The organism is Acinetobacter sp. ANC_7654, from assembly GCF_056779855.1.
In genome coordinates this window covers 123639-148628 of the sequence record NZ_JBWYIR010000006.1, presented here as the reverse complement: position 1 = coordinate 148628, position 24990 = coordinate 123639, and the positions used below count along the sequence as shown (strand labels likewise).

The 24990-nt window shown below is 41.0% G+C and carries 25 protein-coding genes; 19 read left to right on the top strand and 6 right to left on the bottom strand.

Going from position 1 to position 24990, the window contains the following annotated elements; all coding sequences use genetic code 11:
- The 12 genes from nuoE to AC1M86_RS08585 all read left to right on the top strand — a co-directional run bounded on the left by nuoE (position 1) and on the right by AC1M86_RS08585 (position 13878).
- A complete protein-coding gene (gene nuoE, locus AC1M86_RS08640) occupies positions 1-510 on the top strand; it encodes an NADH-quinone oxidoreductase subunit NuoE (protein WP_035267260.1) in 510 nt (169 codons plus the stop codon).
- On the top strand, positions 507-1838 hold the full coding sequence (gene nuoF / locus AC1M86_RS08635; protein WP_481589066.1) for an NADH-quinone oxidoreductase subunit NuoF: 1332 nt from the start codon (positions 507-509) through the stop codon (positions 1836-1838). The genes nuoE and nuoF overlap by 4 nt, the downstream gene beginning before the upstream one ends.
- An 11-nt stretch (positions 1839-1849) precedes the next feature.
- On the top strand, positions 1850-4528 hold the full coding sequence (nuoG, locus tag AC1M86_RS08630) for an NADH-quinone oxidoreductase subunit NuoG (RefSeq protein WP_035267264.1): 2679 nt from the start codon (positions 1850-1852) through the stop codon (positions 4526-4528).
- A 3-nt stretch (positions 4529-4531) separates the two neighbouring features.
- Positions 4532-5542, top strand: coding sequence for an NADH-quinone oxidoreductase subunit NuoH (gene nuoH, locus AC1M86_RS08625; protein WP_035267266.1), 1011 nt, complete (start codon positions 4532-4534; stop codon positions 5540-5542).
- Positions 5543-5560: 18 nt separating this feature from the next.
- A complete protein-coding gene (gene nuoI / locus AC1M86_RS08620; RefSeq protein WP_035267267.1) occupies positions 5561-6103 on the top strand; it encodes an NADH-quinone oxidoreductase subunit NuoI in 543 nt (180 codons plus the stop codon).
- Complete coding sequence (nuoJ, locus tag AC1M86_RS08615; RefSeq protein WP_171076777.1) at positions 6103-6621, top strand: NADH-quinone oxidoreductase subunit J; 519 nt, start codon at positions 6103-6105, stop codon at positions 6619-6621. The genes nuoI and nuoJ overlap by 1 nt, the downstream gene beginning before the upstream one ends.
- Positions 6621-6929 (top strand): NADH-quinone oxidoreductase subunit NuoK, encoded by a 309-nt coding sequence (gene nuoK / locus AC1M86_RS08610; protein ID WP_004695395.1) that lies wholly within the window; start codon positions 6621-6623, stop codon positions 6927-6929. Before nuoJ ends, nuoK begins: the two co-directional genes overlap by 1 nt.
- Positions 6926-8821: an NADH-quinone oxidoreductase subunit L gene (nuoL, locus tag AC1M86_RS08605; protein WP_481607759.1), complete on the top strand. Its 1896-nt coding sequence runs from the start codon at positions 6926-6928 to the stop codon at positions 8819-8821. The genes nuoK and nuoL overlap by 4 nt, the downstream gene beginning before the upstream one ends.
- 1 nt (position 8822) lies before the next feature.
- Positions 8823-10442, top strand: coding sequence for an NADH-quinone oxidoreductase subunit M (gene nuoM / locus AC1M86_RS08600; RefSeq protein ID WP_092766950.1), 1620 nt, complete (start codon positions 8823-8825; stop codon positions 10440-10442).
- Positions 10443-10445: 3 nt separating this feature from the next.
- Positions 10446-12002: an NADH-quinone oxidoreductase subunit NuoN gene (gene nuoN / locus AC1M86_RS08595; RefSeq protein ID WP_481607758.1), complete on the top strand. Its 1557-nt coding sequence runs from the start codon at positions 10446-10448 to the stop codon at positions 12000-12002.
- A 132-nt stretch (positions 12003-12134) separates the two neighbouring features.
- Positions 12135-12770, top strand: coding sequence for a uracil phosphoribosyltransferase (upp, locus tag AC1M86_RS08590; protein ID WP_035267277.1), 636 nt, complete (start codon positions 12135-12137; stop codon positions 12768-12770).
- Positions 12771-12888: 118 nt separating this feature from the next.
- Positions 12889-13878: a hypothetical protein gene (locus AC1M86_RS08585; RefSeq protein ID WP_481607757.1), complete on the top strand. Its 990-nt coding sequence runs from the start codon at positions 12889-12891 to the stop codon at positions 13876-13878.
- A 28-nt stretch (positions 13879-13906) separates the two neighbouring features.
- Here the strand turns inward: AC1M86_RS08585 and gigC are convergent, their stop codons facing one another.
- Positions 13907-14785, bottom strand: a complete 879-nt coding sequence (gene gigC / locus AC1M86_RS08580; protein WP_180028048.1) for a LysR family transcriptional regulator GigC — start codon at positions 14783-14785, stop codon at positions 13907-13909.
- A gap of 84 nt (positions 14786-14869) precedes the next feature.
- Here gigC and AC1M86_RS08575 point away from each other — a divergent pair, with 84 nt between their 5' ends.
- Complete coding sequence (locus AC1M86_RS08575) at positions 14870-15631, top strand: ferredoxin--NADP reductase (RefSeq protein WP_481591596.1); 762 nt, start codon at positions 14870-14872, stop codon at positions 15629-15631.
- Positions 15632-15730: 99 nt separating this feature from the next.
- Here AC1M86_RS08575 and AC1M86_RS08570 read toward each other — a convergent pair whose 3' ends face one another.
- A complete protein-coding gene (locus tag AC1M86_RS08570) occupies positions 15731-16153 on the bottom strand; it encodes a hypothetical protein (RefSeq protein ID WP_481607756.1) in 423 nt (140 codons plus the stop codon).
- 158 nt (positions 16154-16311) lie between these two features.
- Between AC1M86_RS08570 and AC1M86_RS08565 the strand changes: the two genes are divergently transcribed.
- The 3 genes from AC1M86_RS08565 (at position 16312) to AC1M86_RS08555 (ending at position 18720) form a co-directional block, all read left to right on the top strand.
- Complete coding sequence (locus AC1M86_RS08565; RefSeq protein ID WP_481596341.1) at positions 16312-16563, top strand: hypothetical protein; 252 nt, start codon at positions 16312-16314, stop codon at positions 16561-16563.
- Between the two features lie 201 nt (positions 16564-16764).
- Positions 16765-18444 (top strand): mechanosensitive ion channel, encoded by a 1680-nt coding sequence (locus tag AC1M86_RS08560; RefSeq protein ID WP_481607755.1) that lies wholly within the window; start codon positions 16765-16767, stop codon positions 18442-18444.
- 66 nt (positions 18445-18510) lie between these two features.
- On the top strand, positions 18511-18720 hold the full coding sequence (locus tag AC1M86_RS08555; RefSeq protein WP_481597642.1) for a hypothetical protein: 210 nt from the start codon (positions 18511-18513) through the stop codon (positions 18718-18720).
- Between the two features lie 120 nt (positions 18721-18840).
- Here the strand turns inward: AC1M86_RS08555 and AC1M86_RS08550 are convergent, their stop codons facing one another.
- Both AC1M86_RS08550 and AC1M86_RS08545 read right to left on the bottom strand, forming a co-directional pair.
- The gene (locus AC1M86_RS08550; RefSeq protein WP_481607754.1) at positions 18841-20040 is read right to left on the bottom strand and encodes a BaiN/RdsA family NAD(P)/FAD-dependent oxidoreductase; all 1200 of its coding nucleotides are present in this window, start codon (positions 20038-20040) and stop codon (positions 18841-18843) included.
- A 102-nt stretch (positions 20041-20142) separates the two neighbouring features.
- Positions 20143-21003 (bottom strand): 1-aminocyclopropane-1-carboxylate deaminase/D-cysteine desulfhydrase, encoded by an 861-nt coding sequence (locus AC1M86_RS08545; protein ID WP_481607753.1) that lies wholly within the window; start codon positions 21001-21003, stop codon positions 20143-20145.
- A 144-nt stretch (positions 21004-21147) separates the two neighbouring features.
- Between AC1M86_RS08545 and AC1M86_RS08540 the strand changes: the two genes are divergently transcribed.
- From AC1M86_RS08540 to AC1M86_RS08530, 3 genes are all read left to right on the top strand, one after another.
- Positions 21148-21342: an NF038215 family lipoprotein gene (locus AC1M86_RS08540; protein WP_035267295.1), complete on the top strand. Its 195-nt coding sequence runs from the start codon at positions 21148-21150 to the stop codon at positions 21340-21342.
- Positions 21343-21529: 187 nt separating this feature from the next.
- Positions 21530-22153: a LysE family translocator gene (locus AC1M86_RS08535; protein ID WP_180028051.1), complete on the top strand. Its 624-nt coding sequence runs from the start codon at positions 21530-21532 to the stop codon at positions 22151-22153.
- A gap of 133 nt (positions 22154-22286) precedes the next feature.
- Complete coding sequence (locus AC1M86_RS08530; RefSeq protein ID WP_481607752.1) at positions 22287-23405, top strand: DUF6670 family protein; 1119 nt, start codon at positions 22287-22289, stop codon at positions 23403-23405.
- Positions 23406-23466: 61 nt separating this feature from the next.
- Here AC1M86_RS08530 and AC1M86_RS08525 read toward each other — a convergent pair whose 3' ends face one another.
- A complete protein-coding gene (locus AC1M86_RS08525; RefSeq protein WP_481607751.1) occupies positions 23467-23823 on the bottom strand; it encodes a hypothetical protein in 357 nt (118 codons plus the stop codon).
- 74 nt (positions 23824-23897) lie between these two features.
- Positions 23898-24866: an MBL fold metallo-hydrolase gene (locus tag AC1M86_RS08520; protein WP_481607750.1), complete on the bottom strand. Its 969-nt coding sequence runs from the start codon at positions 24864-24866 to the stop codon at positions 23898-23900.
- Positions 24867-24990: the final 124 nt, after the last annotated feature.

Genomic DNA, 24990 nt, shown 5'->3' with positions numbered 1-24990 from the left:
ATGATGATTTTGACTGATAAAAAGCCACGTGTGAATGTCGAAGGGATTTTAACTGCGGAAGAAATCCACGAAATCGAGCATCACATTGGTCATTACCCATACCCACGTGCGGCATGTTTAGATGCACTTAAATGTGTTCAACGTCGTAATGGTTGGGTGGATGATGCGCAAATGAATGCGATTGCGCAGATGTTGTCAATGAGCCTTGCTGATTTGGAAGGTGTGGCAACATTCTATAACCGTATTTACCGCCAGCCAGTAGGTCGCAACGTGATTTTGCTTTGTGATTCTATTGCTTGCTTCTTGATGGGTGCAGAAACTTTAGCAGAAGCATTCCAACGCGAACTCGGGATTTCATTTGGTCAAACGACTGCTGATGGTCGTTTTACTTTGCTCCCGATTTGCTGTTTAGGAAACTGTGATAAGGGTCCAACCTTGATGATTAATGAAGATACTCACGGCCTAGTAGAAGTTTCTTCAGTGAAACAGTTATTGGAGAAGTATGTATGAATACTGAACCAAAACCGATTTATGGCGACGGTAACCCAGAAACTCACCCATTAACATGGCGTTTGAGCAAGCAAGAATTTGTTCATAGTGTAGAAGACTATGAATCTCTTGACGGGTATGAGGGTTTCAAGAAAGCACTCACAATGCCGCCTAAAGATGTATTGGAAATCATTAAAGCAGCGACTGTGAAAGGTCGTGGTGGTGCTGGTTTCCCTGCAGGGATTAAATGGTCGCTCATGGCACCAAATGACAATTCAGGTCCTCGTTACTTGATTTGTAATGCCGATGAGATGGAACCAGGTACATTCAAAGACCGTCTGTTGATGGAAAAACTTCCTCATCAATTGATCGAAGGGATGTTAATTGCAGGTTATACACTTGAAGCAACCCATGGTTATATCTTTATCCGTGGTGAATACATCGAAGCTGCGAAGTATTTGAACCAAGCTTTAGAACAAATTCGTGCCAAAGGCTACTTGGGTGAAAACATCCTTGGTTCTGGCTGGAACTTTGAACTACATGTGCATACTGGTGCGGGTCGTTATATCTGTGGTGAAGAAACTGCATTGATTAACTCGCTTGAAGGTCGCCGTGCAAATCCACGTACAAAACCACCATTCCCGCAAGTTGCAGGTGCTTGGGGTCGTCCTACGATTGTGAACAACGTAGAGACTTACAATAACTTACCAGCAATTATGCTGCGTGGTCCTGAGTGGTATATCAATTTATCTGCAGGTAAGTCGAAAGATCCTGGCACAAAAATTTATGGTGCATCAGGTAAAGTGAAATTCCCTGGTCTTTGGGAGCTTCCATTTGGTACAACTGCACGTGAAGTGATTGAAGAACATGCGGGTGGTATGCGTGATGGCTTAAAGCTTAAAGCATGGTTACCAGGTGGTGCATCAACTGACTTTTTGGCAGCTGAACACATCGATCTTCCAATGGATGCGGAAAGCATCATGAAAGCAGGTTCGCGTTTAGGTACGTGTTTGCTCATGGTGGTTGATGAAACTCAATGTATGGTTTCAGCAACACGTAACTTAGAAGAATTCTTTGCGCGTGAATCATGTGGTTTCTGTACACCATGTCGTGATGGTTTACCTTGGGCGGTGAAAGCGCTTAAAGCACTTGAAGATGGTACAGGCAAGAAAGAAGACATCGATCATTTGCAAGAGCTTACACGTAAGCTTTGGATTGGTAAGACTTTCTGTGCTCACGCTCCTGGTGCTATGGAACCACTCATGGGTGCACTCAAATATTTCCGTGGCGAATTTGAAGCAAAAGTGGTGAATGCCGCTGCTCAAGTTAGCAACGTAGAACAAGCTTAAGGAATTCGACTATGGCTACAATTCATGTCGATGGCAAATCGTATGAAGTCAATGGCTCAGAGAACTTGCTACAAGCATGCTTGTCTTTGGGTATTGATATCCCGTACTTTTGTTGGCATCCATCCTTAGGTTCTGTCGGTTCTTGCCGTCAATGTGCTGTAACTCAATACGCGAATCCAGAAGATACTCGCGGTCGTTTAGTTATGTCATGTATGACACCTGCAGCTGACAATACCTACATCTCGATTGAAGACAAAGAAGCAAAAGATTTCCGTGCATCTATTGTTGAATTCTTGATGACGAACCACCCACATGACTGTCCAGTCTGTGAGGAAGGTGGTCATTGTCACCTTCAAGATATGACTGTGATGACACAACATGACCGTCGTCGTTACCGTTTCACGAAACGTACGCATTACAACCAAGAACTTGGTTCGTTTATTGCGCACGAGATGAACCGTTGTATCGCATGTTACCGTTGTGTTCGTTACTATAAAGACTACGCAGGTGGCACAGACTTCGGTGTATATGCAAACGCTTCACGTGTTTATTTTGGTCGTCCAGAATCAGGTACTTTAGAGTCTGAGTTCTCGGGTAACTTAACTGAAGTATGTCCGACGGGCGTATTCACAGACAAAACACACTCTGCACGTTATAACCGTAAATGGGACATGCAGTATGCGCCAAGCGTCTGCCAAGGCTGTTCTTCAGGTTGTAACATCTCTCCGGGTGAGCGTTATGGTGAATTACGTCGTGTAGAAAACCGTTTTAACGGTGAAGTCAACCAATACTTCCTGTGCGATAAAGGCCGTTTCGGTACGGGTTATGTGAACCGTGAAGACCGTCCACGTCAACCGCAATTCCGTTCAGGTAGCAATGTAGAGACTGTTTCAGTTGATACAGCGTTAGACACCGTGATTGAGAAAATCCAAGGCAAAAAAGTATTGGGTATTGGTTCTCCACGTGCATCTCTTGAGTCTAACTTTGCGCTTCGTGAATTGGTTGGACAAGCAAACTATTCAACAGGTATGTCTCAAAAAGAGCAAAACTTGGTTGAACTTGCTGCATCAATTATGCAAACCGAGGGTGTATATAACCCAGGCATGCGTGAAATTGAAAGTTACGATGCTGTCTTAATTCTCGGTGAAGATTTAACTCAAACTGCACCACGTATGGCATTGTCTGTACGTCAAGCTGCGAAAAACAAAGCCAAAGAAATGGCTGCAGAACGCCGTACACAAGAATGGTTGGCTGAGCCAGTACAACGTATTGCTCAAGACGAAAAATCACCAATTTATATCTTGGCTGCGACTCAAACACGTTTATCTGACGTAGCTACTGGTGAAGTCGTTGCTTCTCCAAATGATATCGCACGTTTAGGTTTTGCTGTTGCTGCGGCGGTGAAAGGTGAAAGTATTACCGGTTTAGAAGAAGATGCAAAAGCATTTGCTCAAACCATTGCTGACACTTTAAAAGCTGCAAAAAAACCATTGATTATCTCTGGTACAAGCTTGCAAGAAGCTGCAATTATGGAAGCTGCTGCACAAGTTGCACAGAATCTGGGTAATGCGGGTCTAACTTTGACTGTTCCTGAAGTGAACTCAATGGGCTTAGCAATCTTTGGCGGTAACAGCCTTGAGCAAGCATTTGCACAAGACTATGACACTGTCGTGATTGTAGAAAACGACCTTTATCGTCGTTTACCTGCAGTGCAAGTAGATGCTGCTTTGTCTGGTAAAGACGTGATCGTGCTTGACCATTCAGAAACTGAAACGGTGAAAAGAGCGAATATCGTTCTTTCTGCAGCGAGCTTTGCTGAAGGTGACGGTACTGTGGTATCTCAAGAAGGCCGTGCACAACGTTTCTATCAAGTATATGACCCAAGTTACTACAAACCAGAACTTGCGATCAAAGAATCTTGGCGTTGGTTACATGCCATTGAAACTGGCGTGAAAGGCAAAGCAATTTCTTGGACTGTGCTTGATGATGTCATCGAATCAGTTGCCAAGAATGTACCTGCGCTTGAAGCGATTCAAGATGTAGCACCAGATGCAGGATTCCGTGTCCATGGTCTTAAAGTGGCACGTGAACCACGTCGTTACTCTGGTCGTACTTCACTTCGTGCGCCGTTATCTGTCCATGAGCCTAAACAACCAACTGATCAAGACTCTGCATTAACATTCTCTATGGAAGGTTATGTCGGGAACCAAACGCCGTCAGCGTTAGTTCCATTTGCATGGTCAGCAGGTTGGAACTCGCCACAAGCTTGGAATAAGTTCCAAGAATCAGTGGGCGGTTCTTTAAAAGGTGGTGATTCAGGTATTCGTTTATTTGATCGCCTTGCGAAATTACCAGCACGCACATACGTTGCACCAGCACCAGTTCTTGTAAATGCTGAGAGTTTCCGCCTTGTTCCAATGCATCATATTTTTGGTTCTGGTGAATTCACAGTGAAAACACCTGCAATGGAGTCTCGTATTCCAGAAGCGGTATTTGCAGTAGGTGAGCAAGATGCAGCGCGCTTGAATGTGAAAGACGGCCAAAACATTACTGTGAAAGCAGGTGAGGCTTCGATCGTTCTTCCTGTTCAAGTCATTGAATATTTACCTACAGGTTATATTGGTTACCCAATTGGTCTCGCGCCAACGGTATCGTTAGCTGAGCCTGTATCAGTCGCGGTAGGAGCATAATTCATGGAACAAGAATTAATCCGTCAAACGCCGCTTTGGGCTGAGAACTGGCCAATTGCCTACTCTGTAGTTCAAGCGATTGTGATCTTGCTCGTTGTAGTTTTGATTGCTGCGTTGATGTCTTTCATTGAGCGTCGTTTACTTGGCTTATGGCAAGACCGTTACGGTCCAAACCGTGTAGGTCCTGGGGGGATGTTCCAGATTGTTGCCGACATGCTGAAAATCATGTTCAAAGAAGACTGGACACCAAAGTTTGCAGATAAATTGACTTTCCGTTTAGCTCCAGCAGTTGCAATGGCAACTGCGGTGTTATCGTTCATGGTTATCCCTGTATCACCTTATTTAGGTGTTGCAGACATGAGTATCGGTCTATTGTTCTTTATGGCAATGGCGGGTATTGCAGTGTATGCAGTTTTATTTGGTGGTTGGTCATCAAACAATAAATATGCATTACTCGGTGGTCTTCGTTCAGCAGCTCAAACGATCTCTTATGAGGTCTTTTTAGGTATTTCCTTGATGGGTGTGGTTGCAATTGCAGGCTCATTCAACATGCGTGAAATCGTAGAAGCTCAAAAAGATGTATGGTTTGTCATTCCACAATTCTTAGGTTTCCTCATCTTCGTGGTTGCAGGTGTTGCGGTAACGCATCGTCATCCATTTGACCAACCAGAAGCGGAACAAGAATTGGCGGAAGGTTACCATGTCGAATATGGTGGTATGAAGTGGGGGATGTTCTTCGTTGCGGAATACGTCAATGTTGTCCTGATCTCAGCTTTGATCGTAACCTTATTCTTCGGTGGTTGGTTAGCACCATTTGGTCTAGATTTCCTACCTCCAGCATTCTGGTTCATGATTAAAACAGCATTCTTTGTGATGATGTTTGTCTTGGCACGTGGTTCATTAATGCGTCCACGTTATGACCAAGTGATGAACTTTGGTTGGAAGATTTGTTTGCCTTTAGCGTTGGTCAACTTGTTGGTGACTGGTGCTGTGATTTTAATGAATCAGGCCTAGGACAGCAGGGAGAACATTATGTATAAAATTCTAGCTGGGTTTGGGTCAATTGTACGTTCGTTGTGGATGGTATTCAGCCACGCAACACGTAAACGTGACACTATTTTATACCCTGAAGTTAAAGCTGAAGAAATCGTTCCACCACGATTCCGTGGCCGTATCGTATTGACACGTGACCCAGATGGTGAAGAGCGTTGTGTAGCTTGTAACTTGTGTGCTGTAGCTTGCCCTGTTGGCTGTATTTCATTACAGAAAGCTGAAAAAGAAGATGGTCGTTGGTATCCGGAATTTTTCCGTATCAACTTCTCTCGTTGTATTTTCTGCGGTATGTGTGAAGAAGCATGTCCTACAACTGCTATTCAGATGACACCTGATTTCGAACTCAGTGAATACGTTCGTCAAGACTTAGTTTATGAGAAAGAAAACTTGCTCATTTCTGGTCCTGGTAAATATCCAGACTATAACTTCTACCGTGTAACGGGAATGGCTGTAGCTGGTAAAGACAAAGGTCAGGCTCAGCGTGAAAGCGCACCTGTCGATGTACGGAGCTTATTACCATGATGTGGCCATTTTATTTGATGGCACTTGTGGCCATCGTTTCTACGGTTCGTGTTGTGACTAATGCGAATCCAGTACACGCACTTTTAAGCTTAATCGTTTCGTTACTTGCAGTTGCTGGTATGTTCATGATCGTGGGTGCACCATTTGCAGGTGCACTTGAGATTATTGTTTACGCTGGTGCAATTATGGTTCTTTTCGTCTTCGTTGTGATGATGTTGAACCTTGGCTCTCAAACTGTTGAACAAGAACGTAAATGGTTAACATCTGATGCTTGGGCTTACCCTGCATTGATGAGCTTTTTAATGGGTCTGGTTTTAGTTTGGACAATGACTTCAGAGCACAGCATTTCTGGTCCTTTAATGGGTACAGAAGTTGTAGGCCCTAAAGAAGTTGGTCAAGCACTCTTTACACAATATTTATTATTGGTTGAAGTTGCCGCAATGTTATTGCTTGCTGCGTTAGTCGCTGCATTCCACTTAGGCAAACGTGAACCAAGTGCAGAAGAGGAAAAAGAATAATGGGTAATATCCCTTTAGAGCATGGTTTGATTGTTGCAACCATTCTTTTTGCACTCGGTTTCTACGGTGTAATGGTGCGACGCAACCTTCTATTTATGTTAATGAGCCTTGAGATCATGATGAATGCAGCAGCGCTTGCATTCGTCCTCGCTGGTAGTGCATGGGTGCAACCAGATGGTCAGATCATGTTTATCTTGATCTTAACGCTTGCTGCGGCAGAGGCGTGTATCGGGCTTGCGATCGTCCTTCAGTTCTATCATCGCTTCCATCATTTGGATGTAGATGCTGCTAGTGAGATGCGCGGATGAGTTTATTAGCATTAACCATATTATTTCCGCTCATTGGTTTTATCCTTTTAGCGGCAGGGCGTAATAAGCTTCCTGAAATTTTAGCTGCCATTATTGGTGTGGGTTCAGTTGGTCTTTCAGCACTATGTGCATTATTGGCTGGTATGAATTTCATCAACAGCGGTGAAACATCTCAAGTGACTCACCTTTGGACTTGGTTCAGTGTGGGTGGTTTTGAGCCAGGTATTAGCTTGCACTTAGATGGTTTATCTTTACTTATGCTTGGCATGATTACGGGTGTGGGTTTCTTAATTCATATCTTTGCATCATGGTATATGCGTGGTGAAGAAGACTTTGCACGTTTCTTCTCCTATTTCAACCTATTCGTTGCAAGCATGTTATTGCTTGTGTTGGGTGACAACCTTGCGTTGTTATTCTTAGGTTGGGAAGGTGTTGGCTTGTGCTCATACTTGCTGATTGGTTATTACTACCAAAATCCAGCAAATGGTGCTGCTGCAATTAAAGCATTCACCGTGACACGTATAGGTGACGTTTTTTTACTCATCGCATTGTTCTTAATTTTCCAACAATTTGGAACATTGAATATTGCTGAAATCGTTGCTGCTGCGCCTGTGGTAATGACACAAAGCTCATCGTTAACCATTTGGACTGCATTAATGTTGTTCTTGGGTGCTGCAGGTAAATCTGCGCAAATCCCATTACAAACATGGTTAGCAGACGCAATGGCGGGTCCTACACCAGTATCTGCATTAATCCATGCTGCAACAATGGTAACAGCAGGTGTTTACCTATGCTGCCGTATGTTCTCTGTATTTGAAATGGCACCAGAAGTCATGGTGTTTATCTCAATCACAGGAGCGGTGACATTATTAGTTGCAGGTTTTGCTGCACTGGTTCAAACAGACATCAAACGTATTCTTGCTTACTCAACCATGAGTCAGTTGGGTTATATGTTTATGGCTGTAGGTGCTGAAGCATACCAAGCTGGTCTATTCCACATGTTGACACACGCATTCTTCAAAGCGTTGTTGTTCTTGTCATCAGGTGCGGTGATTCTTGCATACCATCACGAACAAAACATTTTCAAAATGGGTGGTTTGTTCAAGCGTAATAAATTCTTATTTGCTTGTTTCGCGATCGGTGGCGGTGCCTTAGCAGCGATTCCATTCTTAACAATTGGTTTCTTCTCAAAAGACGCAATCTTGGCGGCTGTGTGGACACAAAGTCATATCGCAGGTTTACCTGTATTCAATACATTGTATTGGGTCGGTGTGGCTGGTGCATTCTTAACATCAATCTATACTTTCCGTTTAATTTGGATTGTGTTCTTTGGCGAAGAGAAAACGCCATATCACGAAATCAAAGGTGCAACTTACTGGGCTCCTTTAGCGATTCTTGCTGTCCTTTCTACAGGTTTGGCAATCGTACTTAAAGCGCCAGTCATGAGTATTCTTGATGCAGCACAAATACCTGCATTTGTTATTCCTGAAGCGCTAGAAGCTGGTGCGCATGGTGCAGAATATGTCGCTATTGCAATCGCACTTGCTGGTTTAGCGGTTGGTGTTGTCTTATTTGCTTTTGCTTATAAAGCAGTTCAAGGTTTTGCTCGCACTTCATTGGGTGCTGGACTTGCGAATATCTGTCGTAATGCGCTTGGTTTCGATGCGTTATATGACCTTGTGTTTGTAAAACCTTACTTATTTATTGCAAAAATGATTGGTCGTGACCCGATTGATGGCGTATGGCTTGTATTGCCAGCGATTGTTAAAGGTGGTCATAGCTTCACTAGTTCACGTCAAACAGGTTCTTTGCGTGAGTACGCATCGAGCATGGCGTTCGGTATCGTGGTGATTATCATGATTCTGATCGTGACTCAGATCGTGGGGAAATAAGATGGAAAACATCAATAACTGGTATTTACCCGCGCTGATCCTCATTCCGTTCATTGCTGGTTTTATTTGTTGGGTCGTTGATAAATTAGATCAACACCTACCACGTTATATCGCACTTGTGGGTATGCTCATTACTTTGGGCATGACCGTTGCTTTATGGCAATCAGGTACCTACAGCTACCAAATTGGTGAAACTGTACCGACTTGGTCTGCAGAGTTCTATGTACCTTGGATTCAAACCCTTGGCATTAACATCCACTTAGCGGTGGATGGTCTTTCACTTCTAATGGTCGGTTTAACTGCTTTACTAGGTGTATTGGCGGTTGGCTGTTCTTGGGGTGAAATTCAGAAGAACGTTGGTTTCTTCCACTTAAACCTTTTATGGTCTTTAGGTGGCGTGATCGGTGTATTCTTGGCTGTTGATTTGTTCTTGTTCTTCTTCTTCTGGGAGATGATGCTCGTTCCAATCTACTTCTTGATTGCACTCTGGGGCCACAAAGGTGCTTCTGGTAAATCTCGTGTTTACGCTGCGACTAAATTCTTTATTTACACGCAGGTGGCTGGTCTGATCATGTTGATTGGTATCTTAGGTCTTGTGATCTACGGTTTCATGATGACAGATACAATCAGCTTCAGTTATAACCATTTACTCGCTGTTGCGAATACATTGGATGCTAACCCACAAACGTCATCAATTGCCTTTGCATTTATGATTTGTTTGTTTATTGGTTTTGCAGTCAAACTTCCTGTTTTCCCATTGCATGGTTGGTTACCAGACGCGCACGCACAAGCACCTACAGCAGGTTCTGTAGACCTTGCGGGTATCTTAATTAAGACAGCGGCTTACGGTTTACTTCGTTTCGTCATTCCATTCTTCCCAGTTGCTTCAGCGCAGTTTGCTGATGTAGCAATCATTTTCGGTTTAATCGGTATCTTCTACGGTGCTTGGTGTGCTTTCCAGCAAACCGATATGAAACGTTTGTTGGCGTATACGTCGATTTCACACATGGGCTTTGTTTTACTTGCAATCTACGCAGGTAACATCCTGACCTTCCAAGGCCTGATGGTCATGATGTTGGCTCACGGTTTATCGTCAGCAGCATTATTCATTATGTGTGGTCAAGTGTATGAGCGTCTTCACACACGTGATTTACGCTTGATGGGTGGTATTCGTGGTCAATTCCAGTATTTACCATTCTTCTTGATGTTCTTTATTGCTGCGCTTGTAGGTATCCCTGGTTTAGGTAACTTCATTGGTGAGTTCCTCATCTTGATGGGTGCATTTGCTCAATTCCCTACATTCACGATTATTGCTGCGATCAGCTTAGTATTTGCGGGTCTATATGGTTTAATCCTGATTCATAAAGCGTTATTTGGTGTGCCAAACGAAGAGCAAAAACAACACTATGCGAACCCATTAAAAGATCTTAATGCGCGTGAGCTTGGTATTTTGTTAATTTGTGCGTTCGGTCTGTTATGGCTTGGTTTGTATCCACAAAGCTTCCTTGATATTTCAGAATCAAGTTTGGCTTGGATTGCGAATAGCTACATTCCAGTACAAGAAGTAGTTGAAGTGGTTGAACAAGCCACAACTCAACTCGAAAATGTGGAGATGCAATAAGTCATGAACTTCACACTATCATTTTCTGAGCTAATGCCATTAGCTCCTGTGATGATTGTTGCTTTAACAGCAATCATCGTAATGATTTTGACTGCAATCAAACGTAATCATAATTTGATTGCGACAGTATCTGTTATCGGTCTTAACCTTGCATTGTTGAATATTCTATTCACGTTGTTTTCAGGTTCTCAGATCTCACCAAATGTCATGAACCTATTTATGGTTGATGCTTTTGGTTTGTTCTATCAAGTGATTATTTTGATTGCTGCATTGGCTTGTTGCACACTGTCACATGCATATATCGAAACCTATAAAGATAATCGTGAAGAACTTTATCTATTAATGTTGATCTCTGTTTCAGGGGCAATGTTAATGGTAACAAGTTCACACTTTGCATCATTCTTCATTAGCTTAGAGTTAATGTCGATTCCAGTGTACGGTCTGATTGCTTATACCTACCAACGCGGTAAGTCACTCGAAGCGGGTATTAAATATCTTGTACTTTCAGCAACTGCTTCTGCAATGTTGTTGATGGGTATGGCTTATGTTTACTCAGTTCTAGGTTCATTATCATTTGCGGGTCAAGTGGATGATATGTTCTGGGCGTTAACTAAGTCTCAAGATCCTCAATTGATGATGGCGCTACAAGCTTATATTCCTCAATTTGGTGAGAAACTTACCACTGTATTTGGAATCTTAGGTCTTGGTTTAATCATCGCAGCTGTTGCATTTAAATTGTCTTTAGCGCCATTCCATAAATGGACACCAGATGTGTATGCAGGTGCTCCAGCACCAATTGCAACATTCCTTGCTACTGTAGCTAAAGTTGCAATGATTGGTTTATTCGTACGTTACTTACTGTCTTCAGGTGTAATTGGTATCGAATCGATCAAAACGATTTTGATCGTCATTGCAGTGTTATCAATCTTGATTGGTAACATGCTTGCAGTGAAACAAGTGAACTTAAAACGTATTTTGGCATACTCGTCAATTGCGCATTTTGGTTACTTATTCCTTGCTGTTGTTACGACATCTTTCTTAAGCTTAACGTCAGTAAGTTTATATGTATTAACGTATGTATTAACGACGATTGGTGCGTTTGGTGCTGTAGCGTTGATGTCTAGCCCATACAACAACAATGACGAAGCAGAATCACTTGCAGACTACCGTGGTCTATTCTGGCGTCGTCCAGTATTGACGGCAACACTGACTGTGATGATGCTATCTCTTGCAGGTATTCCGTTAACTGCAGGCTTCATCGGTAAATTCATGCTGATCATGACAGTTGTGTCTGAAGCACATTGGTTCTTCGCTGCGATGATCATTGTGGGTTCTGGTATTGGTCTATACTATTACCTACGTGTCATGATCGTCATGTATATGACGCCACCAGACACTCCACGTATTGATGCTGATAAACATTGGGGTCAAAAAGTGGGTGGTATTATGGTATTGCTTGCTGCGCTTGCAGTGCTTGTAATCGGTGTATATCCAGATCCAGTCATTGCGATGGCAAATCAAGCACAATTGATCGCGCCATTACATATCGTTCTTCAATAGTTGATCGATTAATCTAAAAAAACTATTGTTGTTAACAAAAAAAGCCCTCATTCATTGAGGGCTTTTCTTATTTCTTATATTAAAAACATTTATAATAGACAGAATTTACATTTATGCTTCAGGTGTTCTCCCGTGCCAATCCAAGAAATTCGTCATCCGCTCATTCGTCATAAATTAGGTTTATTACGCCGTGCAGATATCAGCACGAAGAACTTCCGTGAGTTAGCGCAAGAAGTCACAATGTTACTGACTTACGAAGCAACCAAAGATTTACCTGTTGTAGATCACGAAATTAATGGCTGGAATGGCCCGGTGACAACACAGCGTATTGCAGGTAAAAAAATTACTGTTGTACCAATTTTACGTGCTGGCATTGGTATGCTTGATGGTTTCTTAAATCTTATTCCAAGTGCAAAAGTTTCTGTTCTTGGTTTAGAGCGTGATGAGGAAACATTAGAAGCACGTACATACTATAAGAAATTGGTACCTGACGTACAAAACCGTATAGCGATGATTATTGATCCAATGCTTGCGACTGGATCATCATTGGTTGCTGCTATTGATGTCCTTAAAGCGAGTGGTTGTAAAGATATCCGAGTGATGGTTTTGGTTGCAGCGCCAGAAGGCATTAAACGTGTGGAAGAAGCACACCCTGATGTTGTCATTTTTACAGCAGCTGTGGATAACGGTTTAAACGAGAATGGTTATATCGTTCCGGGTCTTGGGGACGCTGGCGATAAAATTTTTGGTTCTGTACAAAAAGATTAAAATTTGATTAAATTATAGAGGAGGCTAAGGCCTCCTTTTTTATTAAGATTTTGATTCAACGATAAATTTAAAAAAACTAATTACTAAGAATCAATCTTTTTTATGCTGGGGAAATAACATGTTTTACAGGGGTGTTTTACATTCGTACGACCCTGCATTGAAAGCAGGAATTATCAAAATCAATGATCATGATTTTGATGTACATTTCGTATTGAATGACATGGCAAATTCCAGTATCGCGCCTCAAATTGGTGAGCGTGTGAAATGTATCGTGGTCGATAAAGACGACCAACGTCATGCAAAATTTATCGTGCGGTTAGACAATAAACATGCACGCGTCGAACAACCCTTGAATCAACTTTTTTATCGTGCGCACGAAGATTTAGAAGGTGAGTCTAAGAAGTTTGAACAAGAGCTAGATGAGCTGATCGAAAAGCGTCTTGCAGATCAGGAAAGTACGCTTGACTCACAAACACAAATCCAAGATTTTGAACTAAATTTTAATATACTGAGTAAAGAATCAATCGTGTTGGATGGTTCTGGTGCTGAACATCATGCAGATCAAGTTTCAGATCCAGTATCTAAAATTTCCTTAGGTGAACCTCTTGAGGAAGAGCAAATTAAAGAAATGCTCGAATCAAAGCCAAGTCGCCGTGTGCCAGTCTTAGATGAGTCAGCTGTCGTACCACTTACGAAAGTTCAACCTTTGAATGAGAGTGCGCCTGAAGATAACGTAGATGATCATCTACCCGAGCCAACCCATGCAAAAGGGCGCCCACCAAAAGTTGTACGTAAAGAAATCCCTGATGTTAAAACGCATTTTCAATTAAAATTTAATGCGCAAAAATTCATTACGAGTTCGCGTGTTGATGGATTCGGAGCTGATAAAAAATCAAAGAAAAAAGCCAAGAAGATAAAAGATCCAAACAAGCAATTTAATCCATGGATATTTGCAAGTATTGTCCCTATTTTAGTGTTTATTAATCTGGGTGTTTGGGGATTTCAAAAATATGAGCAATACAGAGAAGAGCAAGACGCAAAAGCAAAAATTTATGCGGTAGAACAAGAACACATTATCAAAGAACAAAAGAAAGAAGCTGAGAAATAAAAAAAGCTCCAATGAGGAGCTTTTTTTATTAAGCATCACAGAATTTCATAAAGGCTTTTAAACCAGGTCCCTGATATTTTTGACGGTGTACTAACATAAATAAAGGACGTGTGAGTTGCCAGAACGGCGTTTCTAAAATCACCAGTTGCTCTTTTTCTCTTAATGGTTCAATAGCTAATTTTGAAATACATGACATGCCTAAACCACCAGCAACAATTTTCAAAATAGCTTCATTATGACCCAAAGTTAAACGAATATTGGCATTCGGTAAGTCTTGCAGGATTGCGTTGTCAAAGACTTCACGAGTCCCTGAACCTTCTTCACGTAAAATCCATTCAGCCTGTTTAAAGTCTTCAATGGTCAGAGGGCGGTCTAATTTCGCCAAAGGATGGTCTGGTGAGCAACACACAGCAAGCTCATCATCACGCCAGTGGATCGATTGTAATTGAGGTAAGTGACATGAACCTTCAATAAGGGCTAAATCAAGTTGGAATTGATTAACAGCTTCAATCATTTGACGCGTATTGCCCACTTGAAGTTGCAAATGTGCTTGTGGTTGTAATTGAAGAAAATCAGCCATTAAATCAGGCATCAAATAATCACTAATGGTCAAAGTCGCCCCAATACGGAGATCAATACTTTGAAGCTCGCCTTTTGCCGCTTGTTCAAATGATTCACATCGACCTAAAATTTCAAGCGCCTGTGGAAGTAAAAAACGACCCAAGTCATTCAGTTGTAATCGTTTTCCTAAGCGATCAAATAATGGTGCACCGAGACCATCTTCAAGATCTGCTAACGCCATACTTGCAGCACTTTGTGTGAGTCGTACAGCATCACTTGCTTTAGTTACCGTACCCTCTTGAGCGACAGCTACGAAAACAGCCAGTTGGCGTAATGTCATGCGCATGAATGAAGCCTTAATGTGAAAAAATATTAATAAATTATATTGTCATGCTACCATGAGCGCAGTCTGTCATGCCACGTAGAAATTATGTCAATTGAAAAATTTAGCGTAGAAAAAGTCCTTTCTGTACATCGTTGGACCAACACTTTATTTAGCTTTACCATGACACGTCCCGCACATTTTAAATTTACCGCAGGGCAGTTCGCGCGTATTGGTTTGAAAGTTGGCGATGATTTAGTGGTACGTGCGTATTCTGTCGTTTCATCGCCTTTTGATGAAACCTTAGAATTTTTTTCAATTGTTGTACCAGATGGTGCTTTTACATCAAATTTACAACATCTCAAAGTTGATGATGAACTTTATTTGGAAAAGATTCCTTATGGATTTTTGACGTTAGCACGTTACCAGTTACCTATGCCAAATGACCTGTGGTTATTGGCGACAGGCACGGGGCTCGCACCATTTATTTCTATGTTGCAAGACTTTGAAGTATGGCAAAAATATAAAAATATTCATTTGGTTTACAGTGTGAGAACAGCAAGTGAATTGGCTTACGTAGACCGAATTCAGGAAGTCGCGGATACCTTTGGTGAAGGTCATACAGGATTTAAATTTGTGCCAATTATTACACGTGATCCAAATGCACCATTGCATGATCGATTGCCAGTATTGATCGAAAATAGAGCGTTAGAGAAAACCGTTGGTCTCGATTTTAATCCGCAAACGTCACATATCATGCTGTGTGGGAATCCCCAAATGGTTGAAGATACAAAAGAGGCACTGAAAGCCCGTGGCCTGACCATGAATCGCCGTGGTGAAGGAAATATTGCAGTAGAGAACTATTGGTAAGTCCTAATCACCCTCTCTCTTTGGGTGAGGGAATTACGGCAAAAAATCTCCATCTCGGAGGTTTTTTTCTAAATTACATAGGAATACTATGCGACATACTTAATGGACAAACATATCCATAAATTCACGAATCTCTTGAATCGCAGTATCTACATCACTCGTGAGCCAAGTCGGTTCAAATAAACCTACATAATGTTCCAAACGATCGTGTGGAACCACTAAACGAATTGGGCATTCTTCTTCGAGTAAACGCCAAGGAATAATGGGTACTTCATTATCTAAGAAGCAAGCGATGTTACGAATGTCGATGATCATGCCGTTGACACATTCAGGAAAGGGCATCACCGAAAACTCTTCAGTGCGACGGCGGAAATACTCTAAGTCACCCCACTTCAGCACATAGCTTGGTTTCGTAAACTCAATAATTCCAATCAAATGCCCATCACGGGTATGATGCAAAGAACAGGCATGAGTGACATCTGTGTCTAAATCTAAAGAGACACTTTGTCGGCGATAGGTCATACAGATCGACAATAAAAATGAGGAGGGTGCATATTATACTCTATTTTGCATCACAGCTCATGTGCTTTGATCAGTACGAATTGATAATGTTTTTTCACACAAAACAACATGATAGATTGCTAGTATAAAAAATCATCAAAATACATAAGAGGGGCATCATGGTAGATCAATCCAATCATCCGACCCATAATGATCAAAAGAAGAAAAGTAAGATCCCAGTGTATATTCTGATTATCGTTGGTATTTTTTTAGCAGCCTTCATTTTCTATATGCTCGCTGATCGTGAACCAACACCAGGTCAAATTCCTGCTGATACGAGTATTCCTGCAACTCAAGATAATGCAGATACAGCAACGGCAACAGATTCAGCAGTGGATAATACCGTTACTGCGGTCGCAAACGATCAATAAACCACTACACTTTTCATGTTTAAACCCAGCTTAGGCTGGGTTTTTTCTTGATTTGCAACAATGTGTTGTATTTATGATGCTTTGAGTTGATTAAAAAATATTCGAAATTTATGGTGTGATGACGCGATCGAAAAATGATCTAGGGAAAAGAATTAAATCAATCGTAATTCAGAACACTTAACATAAGAAGAGGCGTAACCAATGAATGATGAATATAACGGCTTCACTCGAAATGGGGGCTTTGATGCAATGTATTATTGGGAGCAATTCCAACCAATTATTGCTGCAGTGGCCATTTTACTCATAGGATGGATCATCGCTTTAATCGTTGCCGCAGGGGTTAAGAAGGTACTTGCAAAATTAAATACCAATCAAAAATTGAGTAACGCGACAGGACATCGCTCAAATATAGAAAATATCATCTCCAGAGTCGTTTTCTGGCTGATCCTCATTATTGCTGTTATCGGTTCACTCAACGTTTTAAAACTGACCAGTGTGAGTGGTCCGTTTAGTAATATGGTTCAACAATTCTTACTATTTATCCCACAATTATTGGCTGCAGTAGCAGTTGGTTTTATTGGGTGGATCGTAGCAAATTTGGTCAAAGTTGGATTAACTCGACTACTCAGTCGTACACAATTGGATGAAAAGCTCAGTCAAGACGTTGGTGTGAGCTCATTTAGCCAAAATATCAGTGAAATTGTTTACTGGCTCATTTTATTGCTGTTCTTACCGATCGTGCTGTCTATTTTGGGCTTAAATGGTTTGTTATATCCAGTTCAGAATATGGTGACTGAAGCCGTTGCATACTTGCCGAATATCTTTATGGCAGGTGTGATTTTATTTGTTGGTTACATTTTGGCAAAAATTGTACGCGGTATTGTCGAAGGGCTACTTTCAAGTTTGAATGTCCAACAGCAAGCTGAAAAAGTCGGAGTTTTTAAAAATTCTAATCTGCCTAAGCTATTAGGATCATTTGTATTTGCCTTAGTCATCATTACTTCACTGATTATTGCGTTTGAGGCTTTGGGTGTAGACGCGATTTCACAACCAGCAACAGCAATGTTGTATGAAATTATGAATGCAATTCCGCATATCATCGCAGCAGGTTTAATCCTGATCATTGCTTATGTGGTCTCACGTTTCGTATCTAATCTTGTGGTTGAAGTAATCGCTGGGACAGGTATTGATAACATTCCTCAAAAGCTCGATATGCAACGCTTTTTGGGTCAAACCAAAATATCAAAAGTTGTCGGTCATTTGATTGTATTCTTCACCATGCTCTTTGCGGTGTCTGAAGCTGCGAATCGTTTGGGCTTCGATCAAATTAGTGATTTGATTGCGATGTTCATTTATTTCGGAGCGAATGTACTTTTAGGTGCAGTTATCCTCGTCATTGGTTTCTGGTTAGCAAATCTTGTTGCCAATGTGGTGAAGCGTGGTGAGACCAATAGCGCACATTGGTTAGCGAATCTTGTCCGAGTACTGATCATTGGTTTAGTCGTGGCAATGGGCTTGCGTGCAATGGGAATCGCTGACTCAATCGTAAACTTAGCCTTTGGATTAACACTTGGAGCGGTTGCTGTCGCTTTTGCGCTTGCTTTTGGTCTAGGTGGTCGCCAACCTGCAGAGCGATTGTTGACTGACTTAATCGATAAAGCGAAATCTGACGCGAATAAGCCAAGACCAAATCAGCCTGAACAAGTCACTCCACCACTTACTGAGCAAATGGATGCTTCAACTGTTGCGGAAGAATATCAAGACGAAGACATTCCACCCACGCAAATTGATGTAGAGGCACCAACTCAACCATTGAATAATCCTTATGGATCTACAGGAGAGTCGGATCAAAATACACCATCAAAAAATGACCCTAAATAACATGTAAATTTGTGTCAGGATCAGTCAGCATGGTTTGGCTGATCCTCATGAAAAAGAGTAAAAATTATGAGTAAGAAATTTAATAAATTATTCGCCCCAATAGTGATTGCGGGTATCACCGTGGGTTTTTTAGCAAGCGCTTACCGCTTTGTTTTTGCAAATTCAAAAGCTACTGAAAACAACAGACTCAATACACCATCTATTGATGATGTAGTAACAGATCCAACCACACAAATGATTGATTCATCTGATACCAACGCCCAAAGACCCTCATAAATTACTTCCTTTAGAAAAGATAAATCAATAATGAAGCATTCGATTGATCAATAGGGACGATATTCAAAGAGGGCAAAGGATGCCCCCTTTAATGAAAAAATGAACAATACTCGTTGTTAATTAGACATACTCAGATGCGGCATGTGCAGATGACCAAGCCCATTGAAAGTTAAATCCACCTAAATGGCCAGTTACATCGAGTATTTCACCGACGAAGAAAAGTCCTTTTTGCTTTTTACTTTCCATTGTTTTTGAGGAAACTTCAGTGGTATCAACTCCACCTAAAGTCACCTCAGCCGTACGGTATCCTTCAGTCCCAGAAGGTTTAACTTCAAATGCATGAAGGCGCTGGGCAATCGTCTCTAACTTCTCATCACTGATATTACCGATTGATATTTCAGCTTGATCCATCCAAATCAACTGTTGCAATTCAACTACGACACTCTTGGGTAAGTGTTCAGCGAGTAAGGTGCGGAGTAACACTTTAGGTTGATTTTGTTTTCTAGTTTTAAAAAAATCCAAGAGATCAAGACTCGGTAAAAAGTCGACTTTAAAACTTTGACCCACATCCCAATAGTTTGAGAGCTGTAAAGAACTTGGACCACTTAAACCACGGTGCGTAAACAAGAGTGCTTCAGTAAAGCTATTGAGATGATTGCTTAATGTCGCTTCAACAGCATTGCCACTGAGTCGTGTCGTCACTTCTTTGAAACCATCAGAAAAAGTAAAGGGGACTAGACCTGCACGAGTCGGATAAACATAGTGTCCAAATTGTTTAGCAATCTCATAGCCAATGCCTGAGCCTCCAAGCGTCGGAATTGAGAGACCACCAGATGCGACCACGACAGATTCAACTTCAAAATAACCTAAATTGGTTGCTACTTGAAAACCGTGCTCCTCAAGGGCGTTGACGGCTTTCACCTCGCAACTGGTTTTGATGTCGACTAGACCGGTTTTGTCACATTCAGCAAGTAACATGGCTAAGATTTCTTTCGCGCCGTTGAGGGTAAAGAGCTGACCGTGTTTACGTTCTTCGTATTCAATGCCATATTCGCAGACCAAGCCAATGAAATCCCAATTGGTATAACGAGTGAGTGCTGAGATAACAAAATGCGGGTTATGTGAAATATAGTTATCAGGCTCAACATACAGATTGGTAAAGTTACATTTACCGCCACCTGACATGAGAATTTTTTTCCCCACTTTATTGGCTTTTTCAACCACCACGACACGACGCCCACGTTGAGCAGCCATATATGCGGTCATTAAACCAGATGCACCCGCACCTATTACTAAAACATCGTATTGCTTGGAAGACATGAAAATAATCAAAAAACGAAACAGCGCAATTATAACGGTAAATTAAGATGAACTGAGCATTATTGGATTAATTCAAGCCAACAGAAGGAGAATGAAGATCAACTAAATCGTTCGACCTTGAAGCCCGCCTGAATGAATGACTAAAACTTTAGCGTTTTTGGGGAAATAGTTTTGTTGTATAAGATCATGAATGCCAAACATCATTTTTCCTGTATAGACTTGTTCAAGTGGAATACGGTATTCATATTCAAACTTTTCAATAAATTGAATCAGTTCAGGTCGGGTCTTGGCATAGCCTCCGAAGCAATAATCATCAGTGATATGCCAGTTTTTTTTACCCGTCAGTAGTTTTACTTCATCATTCAGAAAATCTCCTTTTAACGCAGAAAATCCAATAATTCTTTGATGGCTTAAACTGCGCTCGATCAACCCTGAAATCGTACCGCCTGTTCCGACAGCACAACAAATGAAGTCAAAAGTTTGATCAGCATCTTTTAAAATTTCTTGAGTGCCCTGAATGGCAAGCGAGTTGGTGCCACCTTCTGGAATTAAATAACTTTCAGGAAAGCGTTGCGCTAAGTGAGCTAAAAACTCAGGATCATTTTTGTGTCGATATGCTTCTCGTGAGATAAAATGCAGCGCCATACCAAAACGTTCTGCGGTGGCGAGGGTGTGATTGCGGGCTGAGTTTTTGAGTTCTTCACCACGAATGATCCCAATAGACTGAAAGCCAAATTGATGCGCAGCAAACGCTGTGGCGGCAATATGATTTGAATAAGTCCCACCAAAGGTCATTACTTTTTGAAAGCCTTGACGTTTTGCCTCAATAAAATTGTATTTCAGTTTATAAAACTTATTTCCAGAGATATGTGGATGAATTTGGTCTAAACGGCGTACGGTGATGTTTAAACCATTTAAAGAAATTTCCTGATCTTGAACCTGTTGGGCAATCGTATCAAACATAGTGCGAGCATTTGGTTTTTTAACAGTATAGCGGATTTCGAATCTTAGCTCTTACTCGGAGAAATTGAAAAACAGTGAAAAAATATGTTTAAAAAATAATCAGAAGTGCTAATCTGAAAGAAAACGGAATTTTGGGAGGGTGGCATGAAGCAATCTCTATCCATTTTATTATTGGGTTTGTTTGTTTTAACGGCCTTAGGCTGTGAGCAGGATTTTCTAAACAAACCAAAAACTGAAGCACGAAGTATGATTATTGCTGGCGTACCTGTACAGGAAAGGGACTATCGTCTGTCTCCGCACGAAACTGCATATAATGAAGCACTGTCAGATGATGATTAGCATGACTTGGCTATTTTTATAAAATCAATTGTATTTAATTTATACAGTAAACTAATTCGCTAAAAATAATAAAATAAATAGTGAATAATTTTAATATTTAAAAAAATCACTCAAATAATTAGGGAAATATTCATAAGGTTTCCAAGTAGAATAACGCGATAAATCAATCATCTACTATGGAATTAATGTGGAATCAATTTGGATTTTAGGTTCGATTGCAGCAGCACTTTTACTGGGCGCAATGAGTCCGGGGCCGACTTCAATCTATGTCGCTAAAAATTCAATCGCTATTTCGCGTAAACATGGTTTATTTACTGCACTGGGAACTGGTCTCGGTGCTGCGATTTTTGGTTTATTGGCAGTATTAGGTTTACAGGCATTCTTACTTGCAGTGCCTTCAGCATATTTGGCTTTGAAAATCTGCGGTGGATTATATTTATTGTTTTTGGCTTATAAAATTATCAAACATGCCAAAGATCCAATCGAAGCTGATCATTCTGCATCGCATCCGATGAGTTTACGACGTGCATTTACCACAGGCTTAATTACTCAATTGTCGAATCCTAAAATTGCCATTGTACTTGCCAGTATTTTCACAGCTTTATTACCCAAAGAGATTCCGTTGTATTTTTACTTTGTGTTACCAATGCTGTGCTTTTTTATCGATGCTGGTTGGTGCTCGTTGGTGGCGGTTGCATTATCAGCGGAAAAGCCGCGTGCGGTATATTTAAAATTTAAGAAAGTATTTGATCGTGGTGCGGGCATTGTGATGTCTGTGCTCGGATTGAAATTGATTTTTGGTGTGAAGTAGATCACATTTTTAATCTTGTCTAACAATTTTTATGATCTGACCTGAATTCACATTTGCCAGTCCTGATCAGCTATAAAGAACTGAAGAGAGGTTGTTTAGGGTGTAAACATCTCTCATTGTTTGTGAGTTTGTTATGTATTCTCTCCTCAGTAGTCATTCAAAAAATAAAAGTCTACAACAAAAGTTCTATTATCAATTGGGTCAAATGGCCAAAAACCTTTTGGGTGCAGTAGAGCCAGAAGAACAAGCACTTTTACCGCGCGAATATAATTTAGACGCGCATGTTTTTCATCGTCAATTCGCGAGTACGCATTATGGAATTATGATTCCAGATTTGCCTGAGCCTTTTCGATATCTGTCCTATGCTTCTGTCATTGGTGATGTCGGTGCGAAGATAACGCATTTACCTAAGTCGATATCGGGTCATAGTCCTGAAAATACCGCTACTTTGGTCCATGGAACAGCCTTATCGACAGATGAAGAAGCCTTCCGCATTTATAATATTCAAGACGACATTGTATTCCATCAAAAGCCATTTAAGGTTGAGTTTGGTCGAGAATCTTTCCTTGCTGAAATTGAAGGAAGTTATCATCTAGTATCTGAACGTGATGATCTGCAAGTTGATCTTTGGTTAACCCCAACGCCTGCCATTACGTGGTTTGCACATAGCATGTTATATCAGCACTTTAGTGTATTGATGCAATATGAAGGTCATCTCACCCAACATGGAAAACGTGTTGAAGTTAAAGGACTATGTACACTGGAACATTGGAAAGCAGTCTCAAGCTCAATGTTGCCGAGTCCCATTAAACCGACCACAGGATTGGTGCCGTTAGACAGTTTTAGTTATCAAGTCATCAACATAGATGATGAGTCACAATTGGTCTTGGTGTATATCGGTTTTGCAGGTGAACCTACTTATACCGCCGTGTCTTATCGCCATATTGATGGTACTTCTATTCAATATGATGGTGAGGTTGCTTTTCAAGTGATTGCATTAAAGCCTGATCCGAAAATAACACCTGACGGTTTTGAAATGGAGGTGCCTCAGTCTTTTAGATGGATTGCGCATCATCAAGGTGAGAAAGTGTTAGATATTCTTGCGGTGGCAGATACGGAATATTGTTATGGTTTAGCCGCAGGTTATGTGAGTTCTTATCAGTGGAGTGGTTTGCTGAATGGAACTGAACGTAAGGGGCGAGGTTATGTTGAATATATCGACCGAAGACAGAACGTAAATTTAGACACCTAATTTTTGATTTAAATACGCCCATAAAAAAGCCTCTAAACGTATTAGAGGCTTTTTTAAAATCTTATTTCTTACATTCAGGCTGTGAACGGTCAATTACTTGTGTACCTTCTACACGATAACCAATTTGACCAACAATGAATGCTTGATTCAATTGAGTGATCACCACATCAGAAAGAGCCACAGCGCAACGATTTTTTTCAATAGCACGATCTACAGCAGTTTTAAAGTTTGGAACCCCTAAAGGGAACAAGACAACTGGGACCTTATCTTCACCTGTTACACGTTCACCTTTCACGAACTGATTTGAGTTAAGATTGTAGTTTTTAGTTGAAGCAACTGTCATATCAGCCATACGAACTGAACTGCCTGTCGCCAATACTGAAGTTGCTGCGATAATTGAAATTAATAATTTTTTCATTAGTTTACCCCCATTTTTAAGCGAGGGAACTTTAAAAAAAATACTTGAAATTTCAACCATTGCATGACTTTAGTTTAATCTTTAAAGTGAACCGGTATCCATTGGTAGCTTTGTCCATCTTTGGAATAAATGTGCCCAAGCCCCGGGAATGGTAAATGCGGTGCCGCAATCAGCTGTCCGTCTTTAGCATATTCAGCAAAGTGTTTTAAGCGTGTTTCTACGGCTGCTTTTGGATCAATATCGAATTCGATAGCAGTTTCGGGTTTGTCGAACTGCAAAGTATGAGAATGCACAATATCACCAATAAATACCACGTCTTGCTCAGGAGTTTTGAGTTTAAAGCTGTAATGTCCTGGGGTGTGACCAAAAGATGGTTTAAATTGCACATTACCAAAAGCTAAAGATTTGTCAGAAAAAACTTTAATTTTTTGGGCTTTTTCATACGGTGCAAGAGCAGCTTTAATCTTTTCTACTGTACCTAGGAAACCAGCTTGTTTCTCTTTTGGTAGTTTTTTAACCGTATTTGGACTCATCCAGTAATCGTATTCAGTTTTGGCAATATGCAGGGTGGCGTTTGGATAATTCGCTACGCCATTGTTTGAAATACCGCAAACATGGTCAGGGTGTAAGTGAGTGAGGAAGATACCATTCACTTGCGTAGGCTGATAACCAGATGCTTTGAGGTTGTTATAGATTGAACCTAAATGTGCGCCAAAGCAGCTAGCAGCTCCGCTGTCGACCATCAGCAGTTGGTTGCCTGTATTGATGAGAAAGGCGTTGACTGAGGTTTGTATGCCTTTGTCGTTCACCGCAGCGTATTTCTTTAGGATTTCAGTTTTATCAAAGTCGTTTAAGCCTTTAAACATGGATGGATTTAAGTAGTTTGTACCATCGAGTAGGGCGGTGATTTGGGTATTGCCGATTTGGTGATGGTAGTAGCCCGCAACTTGTTTTTGAGGTTGTACTGTTGATTCAGTAGCCTGAATACCAAAAGAAATGGTAGATAGAGATAGTGCTAGACAATTGTATTTTATAAGTTTCATCGCTATTTATAGTCATCAGGTCGATATTTTATTTTTAGCACAATTTTTTTATTTTTTCATTTCAGCTTTTACAGCAATAAATCGCATAGGTGAATTATAAAAAGACTAATCAATGAAACATGAT

What these genes read in the sequence shown, in the direction of transcription:
- nuoN (WP_481607758.1), top strand. Translation starts at nt 10,446, where the DNA reads ATGAACTTCACACTATCATTTTCTGAGCTAATGCCATTAGCTCCTGTG.
- nuoI (WP_035267267.1), top strand. Translation starts at nt 5,561, where the DNA reads ATGTATAAAATTCTAGCTGGGTTTGGGTCAATTGTACGTTCGTTGTGG.
- AC1M86_RS08575 (WP_481591596.1), top strand. Translation starts at nt 14,870, where the DNA reads ATGTCAATTGAAAAATTTAGCGTAGAAAAAGTCCTTTCTGTACATCGT.
- AC1M86_RS08540 (WP_035267295.1), top strand. Translation starts at nt 21,148, where the DNA reads ATGAAGCAATCTCTATCCATTTTATTATTGGGTTTGTTTGTTTTAACG.
- AC1M86_RS08530 (WP_481607752.1), top strand. Translation starts at nt 22,287, where the DNA reads ATGTATTCTCTCCTCAGTAGTCATTCAAAAAATAAAAGTCTACAACAA.
- gigC (WP_180028048.1), bottom strand. Translation starts at nt 14,785, where the DNA reads ATGCGCATGACATTACGCCAACTGGCTGTTTTCGTAGCTGTCGCTCAA.
- AC1M86_RS08585 (WP_481607757.1), top strand. Translation starts at nt 12,889, where the DNA reads ATGTTTTACAGGGGTGTTTTACATTCGTACGACCCTGCATTGAAAGCA.
- nuoF (WP_481589066.1), top strand. Translation starts at nt 507, where the DNA reads ATGAATACTGAACCAAAACCGATTTATGGCGACGGTAACCCAGAAACT.
- AC1M86_RS08545 (WP_481607753.1), bottom strand. Translation starts at nt 21,003, where the DNA reads ATGTTTGATACGATTGCCCAACAGGTTCAAGATCAGGAAATTTCTTTA.
- AC1M86_RS08570 (WP_481607756.1), bottom strand. Translation starts at nt 16,153, where the DNA reads ATGACCTATCGCCGACAAAGTGTCTCTTTAGATTTAGACACAGATGTC.
- nuoJ (WP_171076777.1), top strand. Translation starts at nt 6,103, where the DNA reads ATGTGGCCATTTTATTTGATGGCACTTGTGGCCATCGTTTCTACGGTT.
- nuoL (WP_481607759.1), top strand. Translation starts at nt 6,926, where the DNA reads ATGAGTTTATTAGCATTAACCATATTATTTCCGCTCATTGGTTTTATC.
- nuoG (WP_035267264.1), top strand. Translation starts at nt 1,850, where the DNA reads ATGGCTACAATTCATGTCGATGGCAAATCGTATGAAGTCAATGGCTCA.
- AC1M86_RS08520 (WP_481607750.1), bottom strand. Translation starts at nt 24,866, where the DNA reads ATGAAACTTATAAAATACAATTGTCTAGCACTATCTCTATCTACCATT.
- AC1M86_RS08555 (WP_481597642.1), top strand. Translation starts at nt 18,511, where the DNA reads ATGAGTAAGAAATTTAATAAATTATTCGCCCCAATAGTGATTGCGGGT.
- nuoH (WP_035267266.1), top strand. Translation starts at nt 4,532, where the DNA reads ATGGAACAAGAATTAATCCGTCAAACGCCGCTTTGGGCTGAGAACTGG.
- nuoM (WP_092766950.1), top strand. Translation starts at nt 8,823, where the DNA reads ATGGAAAACATCAATAACTGGTATTTACCCGCGCTGATCCTCATTCCG.
- AC1M86_RS08550 (WP_481607754.1), bottom strand. Translation starts at nt 20,040, where the DNA reads ATGTCTTCCAAGCAATACGATGTTTTAGTAATAGGTGCGGGTGCATCT.
- nuoK (WP_004695395.1), top strand. Translation starts at nt 6,621, where the DNA reads ATGGGTAATATCCCTTTAGAGCATGGTTTGATTGTTGCAACCATTCTT.
- AC1M86_RS08560 (WP_481607755.1), top strand. Translation starts at nt 16,765, where the DNA reads ATGAATGATGAATATAACGGCTTCACTCGAAATGGGGGCTTTGATGCA.
- AC1M86_RS08525 (WP_481607751.1), bottom strand. Translation starts at nt 23,823, where the DNA reads ATGAAAAAATTATTAATTTCAATTATCGCAGCAACTTCAGTATTGGCG.
- nuoE (WP_035267260.1), top strand. Translation starts at nt 1, where the DNA reads ATGATGATTTTGACTGATAAAAAGCCACGTGTGAATGTCGAAGGGATT.
- AC1M86_RS08565 (WP_481596341.1), top strand. Translation starts at nt 16,312, where the DNA reads ATGGTAGATCAATCCAATCATCCGACCCATAATGATCAAAAGAAGAAA.